This is a genomic window from Phenylobacterium sp. (assembly GCF_031984885.1).
Classification (GTDB): Bacteria; Pseudomonadota; Alphaproteobacteria; order Caulobacterales; family Caulobacteraceae; genus Phenylobacterium.
On record NZ_DAMABV010000001.1, the window covers coordinates 710,566 to 718,725 of the forward strand.

Genomic DNA, 8,160 nt, shown 5'->3' on the forward strand with positions numbered 1-8,160 from the left:
TCGGTCATCCCAGCGCCCGCGCCAGCCGCGCCACGCCGCCGGCCATCATCCGCTCCGGGAAGCCGGAGAAGCCCAGCATCAGCCCCTGCCTTGGCTCGGCTTGGCGATAGAGCCGGCTGATCGCCCGCACGCTGATCCCGCCGCGGGCGGCGGCGTCCTCGGCCTCCAGGTCGGACGCCTCGCCTTTCAGATAGGCGATCAGGGTCATGCCCTGGTCGGGAACGTCGACCTCCAGCAGGTGGCCGAGCTGCGCCTCCAGCGCCGCGGCCAGGGCGTCGCGCTGGGCCTTGTAGGCCAGGCGCCGGCGGCGGATGTGGGCGGCGAACTGCCCCTCGCGGATGAAGTCCAGCACGATCGCCTGGGTCAGGGTCGGCGGCTGGCGGTCCATGAGCTGTCGGGCGTTGACGAGGGCCGAGGCCAGCGGCCGCGGCGCCACCAGATAGCCCATGCGCAGGCCCGGAAAGAGCGCCTTGTTGAGGGTGCCGACATAGATCACCCGCTCGCCGCCATCGAGGCCCTGCAGGGATTCCAGCGGCGGGCCGGAATAGCGGAACTCCGAGGCGTAGTCGTCCTCGACGATCCACGCCCCGGCGGCCCGCGCCCAGGCCAGCAGCTCCATCCGCCGGCCCATCGAGAGCGTCATGCCGAGCGGATACTGATGCGAGGGGGTGACGAAGGCCACGCGCGCGTCCGCCGCCGCCTCCACCCCGGCGGCGACCACGATCCCCGAGCGGTCCACCGGCGCATGGAAGATGTCGGCGCCCATCGCCGCCAGGGCGTGGCGGGTGGCCGGATAGCCGGGGTCCTCCATCCAGACCCGGTCGCCCTGCTTGAGCAGCACCCGGGCGGCGATGTCGACCGCGTGCTGGGCGCCGGCGGTGACGATCACCTGGTCGGGCTCGCAGATCACCCCGCGGGCGGCCCGCAGGTAGTCGCAGATCGCCGCCCGCAGCTCTGTATCTCCGCGCGGGTCGGAATAGCCGAAGTGCACGGGCCCCAGGGTCCGCAGCGCCCGCCGCGTCGAGCGCGCCCAGGCGTCCATCGCCCGGGCGTCCAGCAGGGTGCGGCCGGAGGTGAACAGCCGCTGGTCGGCCTGCGGCGGCGGCAACACCACCTCGTCCAGGTCGCGCACGCGCTCGGGCAGCACCGACGGCGAGCGCGGGGCCGCGTCCGCCACCGGCTTCAACTCGGCGACGCCGGAGAGGTCGGTCGAGACATAGGTGCCCGATCCGGGCCGCCCGACCGCATAGCCCTCGGCCAGCAGCAGGTCGTAGGCCGCCACCACCGAGGCCCGCGCCACCCCCAGCCGGCGAGCGAAGTCGCGGCTGGACGGCAGCCGGTCGCCCGGCTTCAGGGCGCTCTGCATGATCGCCCCGCGCACCTGGTCGTAGATCTGGCGGATCACCGGCTCGCCCGCCTGCGGCCCGCGCCACGGATAGATTTCGGCCCAGCTCATCCTTGGCTCCGCCCGCAAGTGGTCTGGCCATCTATCGCATAGCGGACCTTCAGCACAGACCAGATCGGCTCTAGTCAGGGGACGAAAGGACCCTTCGATGACCGACGCCTTCACCCCGACGCCCCGGTCCCGCGCCCGGCGCAAGCCCGACCGCGCCGCCTATGACGAGGCCGAGGTCTTCGCCGTCCTCGACGCCGGCCTGCTCTGCCACGTCGGCTACGTCATCGACGGCCAGCCCTTCGTCACCCCGACCACCTACTGGCGCGAGGGGCGCAAGCTCTACTGGCACGGCTCGGCGGCCAGCCGGGTGATCAAGGCCCAGGCCGGCGGCCTGCCGGTCTGCGTCACGGTCAGCCACATGGACGGCCTGGTCCTGGCCCGCTCGGGCATCGCCCACTCGATGAACTACCGCTCGGCGATGGTCTTCGGCCGCGCCCGGCTGATCGAGGGGCTGGCCGCCCGGCGCGCGGCGATGGAGGCCTTCATCGACCGGCTCTATCCCGGGCGCTCGGCCGAGCTGCGGCCGGCCAGCGACCAGGAGGTCCTGCAGATCGGCCTGGTCGAGATGACCATCGAGGAGGCCAGCGCCAAGCAGCGCGACGCCGGGGTCAACCGCCTGCCGGGCGACGAGGACTGGGGCGCCTGGAGCGGGGTGATCCCGATCGAGACCCGGCTGGGCGCGCCGATGGCCGACGCGGTGCAGAGCGCCGGCGCAGCGCTCTCGCCCAGCCTGCGCCTCTACGCGCCGGGCGCCCGGCTGGACGCGGTGCTGGCGCAGGCGGCGCGGGAATAGCGGCTATGGCGCCTTGCCGGTCTCGACATGGGCCTTCAGCCGCGCGACCTGTTCGCCCAGGACGCCGTCGACCGGCCCGGCCCAGGTCTGGGCCAGCCCGCCCCTGGCGTAGCCGCCGACGTCGTAGGTGAGGGTCAGCAGGGTCCTGTCCGGATCGGCCGCCTTGCCGAACGCAAGGCCCAGATGTCCGGACGCGCCGGTCGTCGCCAGCGGGCCGAGCCCGCCGGCCATGCGCAGGGCGTCCGGCGCGGAGTAGACGACGCTCATGTGCCGCACCAGGCCGTCGGGCAGCGTCTCGCAGAAGCAGCCCGACGCGTCGATCGACAGGTTCTTCGCGTCGCCCGAATAGGTGTGGCTGCTGCTCCACCACTTGCCGATGTCCAGCGCGGCGGCGCGGACCCTGGCCGGCGGCGCGGCGATCTCGACGACGTGGCGGATCTGGAACCCGGCCGGCCCCTGGTCGGCGACCTCGGCGCGCGCGGCCCCCGCCACCAGCGTCGCCGCGACGATGATCCCAAGCCTTTTCATGACCTTGGCCTCCCTAAGCCTTTTCGAAGCTTAGCGGGCCTCCCCAAAAAGTCTCAACCAGCATGTTCTGCGCCCCGGGCTCGCCGGTGGTGATGAACCGCCGCCCGCCGTCCTCGCCCGTGCGGTATTCCGGGTGCTTGGCGAGGTAGGTTTCCAGCGCGTCGGCGGCGGCCTGCGGCTGGTGGATCAGCGGCGTGCCGGGCTTCAGCGCCGTCCGGAAGATGTCGGCGATGATCTCGTAGTGGGTGCAGCCGAGGATCGCGCGGTCGGGCGCGCGGCCCACCCGCGTCGTCACCGCCGCCACGTGCGCCTCGACCGCCTTGGCCAGCTCGACCGCGCCGGCGCCGTTCTCGATCATCCGCGCCAGGTCGGGGCAGGGCTCGGCGAACACCGCCACGTCCTGTCGGCGCTTGTCGATCTCGATCTCGTAGACGCGGGAGCGGGCGGTGGCGGGGGTGCAGAACACCGCCAGCACGTCCAGCTTCTCGACCTTGTCGCCGCGGCGCTCGGCCTCGTGCTCCCAGGGCATGCCGGTCGCCGCCTCGATGGTCGGGACGATGATGCCCAGCACGTTGACCGGCCGGCCCAGGGCCTGGCGATAGCCGGGCAGCCAGGTCTGCTGCAGCCGCCGCAGCGCGATCGCCGAGGCGGTGTTGCAGGCCAGCACCACCAGGTCGCAGCCCAGGTCGAACAACTGCTCGCAGCCGGCGCGGGTCAGGTCGACGATCTCCTCGCCGGTGCGCCCGCCATAGGGCGCGTTGGCCTGGTCGCCCAGATAGATGAAGTCGGCCTGCGGCAGCCGCTGCACGAGCGCGCGGTGCACGGAGAGCCCGCCCACGCCTGAATCGAAGACGCCAATGGCCATGCCCAGGATGTAGCCGCGCCCGCGGCCGGCGTCCATGCGGGCGGGTGTTCGCCGAACTTCGGAATTTCAAATTGACATTATTGTCAGGCTGACATATCTGTCAGTCCAAGCGTTGCAGTTGTGGTGTGTATTTCCAGCGGACGGCCCGAGACGCAGGCCGGCCGTGGGTTTTTCTTTTTCCTCAGCGTCGCCGCCAACCTGGATCCGAAAAAACCGAAAGCCATGGCCCTCCCCGCCCGCGCCCCCGACCCGAACAAGCCCGACGTCCCGTCGCCGACCTGGCAGATCGGCGTCGACGTCGACCTCGCCACCGCGCTCGCCCTGTCGCGCGCCGCCACCCGTGCGTTGCTCGAACTCTCGCCCCTCGCCCACCGCGAGATCACCGCCGCCCTGGAGCACGAGATCGACGTGCTGGAACGCCAGAGCGATCCCCTCTCCCTCGCCGCCGCCAATGCGGTGCGCCAGTACCTCCCCGAGGCCGCCTGACCCCCCGGCGTCCCATGCGGGTCAATCTCGAGGCCCGGGCCGCGGCGGCCGAGCAGCGCAAGGCGCAGACGCGCGAACGCCTGCTCGACGCCGCGATCGCGGTCATCGGCGAGAAGGGCCCCGACGCCTGCTCGATCGAGGACTTCGTGGCCGCCGCCCAGGTCTCCCGCGGGACCTTCTACAACTACTTCCCCACCGCCGAGGACCTGCTGCGGGCGGTGAGCCGCAAGATCATCTCGGCCCTGACCGAGGTCCTCGACGCCCGGCTGCCGGCCAGCATGTCGGTGTCGCTGCGGCTGGCCACCCGCCTGCACAGCTACCTGCTGTCGGTCAGCCGCGACCCGGCCTGGGGCTGGATGATGCTGCGCCTGGACGGCTCGCGCGTGGAGCGCACGCCGATGCTGGAGGCCAATCTCGACCTGATGTTCTACGAGGGCGTCTCGCAGGGCGAGTTCCGCGACATGGACCCGGCCGCGGTCCGCACCCTGGTGTTCGGCGCCAGCCGCATGGTCCAGCGCGACATCCTGATGGGCCTTTCCAGCCCCGAGCACGCCGTCCAGGTGGTCGCCCTGGTGCTGACCGCCTGCGGCCTGCGCTACGAGACCGCGCTGGCCACGAGCCGCGAGGCCGCCGGCGTCGCCCTGGAGATCCAGGCCGTCCTCGACGCGGCCTGACGTCACATTACAAGCCCGTCATGTGACGGCCCGGGAACTTGACCCTAAGGTGCCGGCCTCGGGTCAAGCTTCACTGGAGTTCTCATGCAACGGCGCACGTTCCTGGCCGCTTCCGGCGCGATCGCCGCCGCCTCGGCCCTCCCGGCCGCCGCCGTTGCGCAGGGCGCGGCCGCCAACGCCCTGACCGCCGCCTGGACCGGCCCGTTCGGCGGCGTCCCGGCCTTCGACAAGGTCAAGGTCGCCGACTTCCCGGCCGCCTTCGACCTGGCCATGAAGACCGAGCGCAGCGAGATCGACGCGATCGCGAACAACCCCACGCCGCCCGATTTCGACAACACCATCGCGGCGCTGGAACGCTCCGGCGACCTGATGAACCGGGTCGGCATGTTCGGCGGCGTCTGGTCCTCGACCCTCTCCGACCCCGAGCTGCGCGCCCAGGAAAAGGTGCTGAACCCCAAGCTCGCCGCCCACGGCGACGAGACCCTGCAGAACGAGAAGCTCTTCAAGCGCATCGAGGCCGTCTACAACGACCGCGCCGGGCTGACGCCTGAGCAGCAGCGCCTGACCTGGCTCTACTGGAACCGCTTCGTGCGCGCCGGCGCCAAGCTGTCGCCGACCGCCAAGAAGCGCGTCGCCCAGATCAACCAGGAGCTGGCCGGCCTGTTCACCAGCTTCAGCCAGAACCTGCTGGCCGACGAGACCGACTACGTCCTCTACCTGCGCACCGAGAGCGAGCTGGCCGGCCTGCCCGACGACATCCGCGCCGCCGCCGCGGCCGCAGCCGAGAGCCGCGGCAAGCCGGGCGAATGGGCGATCCTCAACACCCGCTCGTCGATGGACCCGTTCCTGACCTATTCGAACCGCCGCGACCTGCGCGAGAAGGTCTGGCGCACCTATTACAGCCGCGGCGACAACGGCGACGCCAAGGACAACAACGCCACCATCCGCAAGATCCTGAAGCTGCGCTTCGAGCGCGCCCAGCTTCTGGGCTATCCGACCCACGCCCACTGGCGGCTCGAGAACGCCATGGCCAAGACGCCGGACGCGGCCATGGAGCTGATGACCCGCGTGTGGCCCTCGGCGGTCGCGCGGGTCAAGGAAGAGGTCGCCGAGATGCAGGCGATCGCCGACAGGGAAAAGGCCGGCATCCGGATCGAGCCCTGGGACTACCGCTACTACGCCGAGAAGGTCCGCGCCGCCCGCTACGACCTCGATATGAACCAGATCAAGCCGTACATGCAGCTCGAGAAGCTGCGCGAGGGCATGTTCTGGGCCGCCGGCCAGGTCTACGGCTTCGAGTTCGTGCAGGTCGCCGACATCCCCGTCGCCCACCCCGACATCCGCGTCTGGGAGGTCAGGAAGGGCGGCCAGCACGTCGGCCTCTGGTACTTCGATCCCTATGCCCGCCAGGGCAAGCGCTCGGGCGCCTGGATGAACGCCTACCGGACCCAGGAGAAGTTCGCCGGGCCGGTCACCACGATCGTCTCGAACAACTCCAACTTCGTGCAGGGCGCGCCGGGCGAGCCGGTGCTGCTGTCCTGGGACGACGCCGAGACCATGTTCCACGAGTTCGGCCACGCCATCCACGGCCTGAACTCCGACGTGAACTATCCCTCGCTGGCCGGCACCGCCGTGCCGCGCGACTATGTCGAGTTCCCCAGCCAGATCAACGAGCACTGGCTGCCGACCAAGGAGGTGCTGAGCCGCTTCGCCCTGCACCACAGGACCGGCGCCCCGATCCCGCAGGACCTGGTCGACAAGCTGGAAAAGGCCAAGACCTTCCGCCAGGGCTTCGACGTCACCGAATACCTGTCCTCGGCCCTGATCGACATGAAGCTGCACCTGGCCGGCGGTGCCGACATCGACCCCGACGCCTTCGAGCGCGACGAACTGGCCAAGCTCGGCATGCCCAGCGAGGTGGTGATGCGCCACCGCACCCCGCAGTTCGGCCACGTCTTCGCCTCCGACGGCTATTCGGCCGGCTACTACAGCTACCTGTGGTCGGAGACCCTGGCCCTCGACGTCGTCGACGCCTTCCAGCATTCGCCCGGCGGCATGTACGACAAGGCCATGGCGAAGAAGCTGCACGACAACGTCATGAGCGTCGGCAACTCCATCGACCCGGCCATCGCCTATCGCAACCTGATGGGCCGCGACGTCGACGTGACGGCCTACCTCCGCGACAAGGGCTTCCCGACGACGTGACGCTGATCAGCTCCTCCCCCGCTGGGGGAGGGTGGATCGCACATGGATTTTCCCCATGGCTCGTCATGGCCGGGCCGTCAGGTCCCGGCCATCCATGGACACCGAGTTCAGCCGAAGACCCTCGGCGTGTATGGATCCCCGACACGCATGCGCGGCCGGGGATGACGATCAAAGGATAGGGGCAAGCCCGCAAGCGCCATATGCGCCCACCCTCCCCTTCATGGGAGGTGGATCGCCGCGAAGCGGCGAGACGGGTGGGGGTCTGTTGAGTCAGCAAGTCCCGCCTTCGGCCGACAGCTCCCCCAGCGGGGGAGCAACTATTCAGCCGATACAATTGTTGATGGCGCCCGGGGATGGAACGGAACCGGCAGCGCGCGCATTTTTCCGGCGCAGCTTGTTCGCCCCGCTCCAGGGGCCGCGCCAGGAAAACATCATGCGTCCCTCGCAAGTCACCGCGGCCGTCGTGGCCGTCGCTCTCGCCCTTCCCGCCGCCGCCGGCGCCCAGCCGACCCTGCGCCAGGGCAGCCCGCTCTCCTCGATCTTCGGCTGCGACGCCGGCGGCGACAAACAGGCCGGCGGCGCCGTCATCGGCGGCCTGGTCGGCGGCGTGGTCGGCAGCAACCTCGCCAAGAACGAACGCACGCTGGGCGCCGTGCTCGGCGCCGCCGCCGGCGCGGCGGCCGGCTCCTACATCGGCTGCCGCATGCAGCGCAGCGACCAGCAGAAGGCCCAGGCCGCGGCCGAATACGCCCTCGATCGCGGCGGCTCGCAATCCTGGTCCAACCCCGAGACCGGCGCCTCCGGCGACGTCCGCGTGGTCTCGACCTCGAACGGCGGGGGCGGCGGCGGCCAGGGGTTCGACGCCCTGGCCCGGGTCAGCGGCACGCCCTGGCTGCTGGCCGGCCGCGACGGCATGGCGATCGGCTATGTCTCCGACACCGTCGTGCGCCCCTCGGGCGGCGATCAGTACGCCGGCGGCAATTCGGTCTGCCGCACCTTCGACCAGACCATCCGCACCCAGGGCGGCGCCCCGGAAACCTCCCGCCACACCGCCTGCAAGGGCGCGGACGGGCAATGGGTGGTGCAGAGCTGATCGGAGTGTCATCAAGTCAGTTGAGTTTTTGGGGCTGTTAGGTCTCTGAGGACGGCGTTT

The 8,160-nt window shown here is 70.7% G+C and carries 8 protein-coding genes; 5 read left to right on the forward strand and 3 right to left on the reverse strand.

All coding sequences use genetic code 11. The annotated features are described in order from the left end of the window. Positions 1-4 precede the first annotated feature (4 nt). Complete coding sequence (locus RTL41_RS03410; RefSeq protein ID WP_312161325.1) at positions 5-1,456, reverse strand: PLP-dependent aminotransferase family protein; 1,452 nt, start codon at positions 1,454-1,456, stop codon at positions 5-7. Between the two features lie 97 nt (positions 1,457-1,553). Here RTL41_RS03410 and RTL41_RS03415 point away from each other — a divergent pair, with 97 nt between their 5' ends. Next, complete coding sequence (locus tag RTL41_RS03415) at positions 1,554-2,249, forward strand: pyridoxamine 5'-phosphate oxidase family protein (RefSeq protein ID WP_312161327.1); 696 nt, start codon at positions 1,554-1,556, stop codon at positions 2,247-2,249. A 3-nt stretch (positions 2,250-2,252) separates the two neighbouring features. On the opposite strand, the gene RTL41_RS03420 is transcribed toward RTL41_RS03415, so the two are convergent. Continuing rightward, positions 2,253-2,777 (reverse strand): ATPase, encoded by a 525-nt coding sequence (locus RTL41_RS03420; RefSeq protein ID WP_312161328.1) that lies wholly within the window; start codon positions 2,775-2,777, stop codon positions 2,253-2,255. Between the two features lie 13 nt (positions 2,778-2,790). After that, positions 2,791-3,642: an aspartate/glutamate racemase family protein gene (locus RTL41_RS03425; protein ID WP_312161379.1), complete on the reverse strand. Its 852-nt coding sequence runs from the start codon at positions 3,640-3,642 to the stop codon at positions 2,791-2,793. A gap of 222 nt (positions 3,643-3,864) precedes the next feature. Between RTL41_RS03425 and RTL41_RS03430 the strand changes: the two genes are divergently transcribed. The 4 genes from RTL41_RS03430 (at position 3,865) to RTL41_RS03445 (ending at position 8,100) form a co-directional block, all read left to right on the forward strand. After that, positions 3,865-4,128 carry a hypothetical protein gene (locus RTL41_RS03430; RefSeq protein ID WP_312161330.1) on the forward strand — a complete coding sequence of 88 codons (264 nt, stop codon included), beginning with the start codon at positions 3,865-3,867 and terminating at the stop codon, positions 4,126-4,128. Between the two features lie 14 nt (positions 4,129-4,142). After that, entirely contained in the window at positions 4,143-4,802 is a 660-nt protein-coding gene (locus RTL41_RS03435) for a TetR/AcrR family transcriptional regulator (protein ID WP_312161333.1), read from the forward strand. A gap of 84 nt (positions 4,803-4,886) precedes the next feature. Next, positions 4,887-7,007, forward strand: a complete 2,121-nt coding sequence (locus RTL41_RS03440) for a M3 family metallopeptidase (protein ID WP_312161335.1) — start codon at positions 4,887-4,889, stop codon at positions 7,005-7,007. Positions 7,008-7,440: 433 nt separating this feature from the next. Further along, positions 7,441-8,100: a glycine zipper 2TM domain-containing protein gene (locus RTL41_RS03445; protein ID WP_312161336.1), complete on the forward strand. Its 660-nt coding sequence runs from the start codon at positions 7,441-7,443 to the stop codon at positions 8,098-8,100. Positions 8,101-8,160: the final 60 nt, after the last annotated feature.

Coding starts and splice junctions, on each gene's coding strand:
- RTL41_RS03410 (WP_312161325.1), bottom strand. CDS start 1,456: ATGAGCTGGGCCGAAATCTATCCGTGGCGCGGGCCGCAGGCGGGCGAG.
- RTL41_RS03415 (WP_312161327.1), top strand. CDS start 1,554: ATGACCGACGCCTTCACCCCGACGCCCCGGTCCCGCGCCCGGCGCAAG.
- RTL41_RS03420 (WP_312161328.1), bottom strand. CDS start 2,777: ATGAAAAGGCTTGGGATCATCGTCGCGGCGACGCTGGTGGCGGGGGCC.
- RTL41_RS03425 (WP_312161379.1), bottom strand. CDS start 3,642: ATGGCCATTGGCGTCTTCGATTCAGGCGTGGGCGGGCTCTCCGTGCAC.
- RTL41_RS03430 (WP_312161330.1), top strand. CDS start 3,865: ATGGCCCTCCCCGCCCGCGCCCCCGACCCGAACAAGCCCGACGTCCCG.
- RTL41_RS03435 (WP_312161333.1), top strand. CDS start 4,143: ATGCGGGTCAATCTCGAGGCCCGGGCCGCGGCGGCCGAGCAGCGCAAG.
- RTL41_RS03440 (WP_312161335.1), top strand. CDS start 4,887: ATGCAACGGCGCACGTTCCTGGCCGCTTCCGGCGCGATCGCCGCCGCC.
- RTL41_RS03445 (WP_312161336.1), top strand. CDS start 7,441: ATGCGTCCCTCGCAAGTCACCGCGGCCGTCGTGGCCGTCGCTCTCGCC.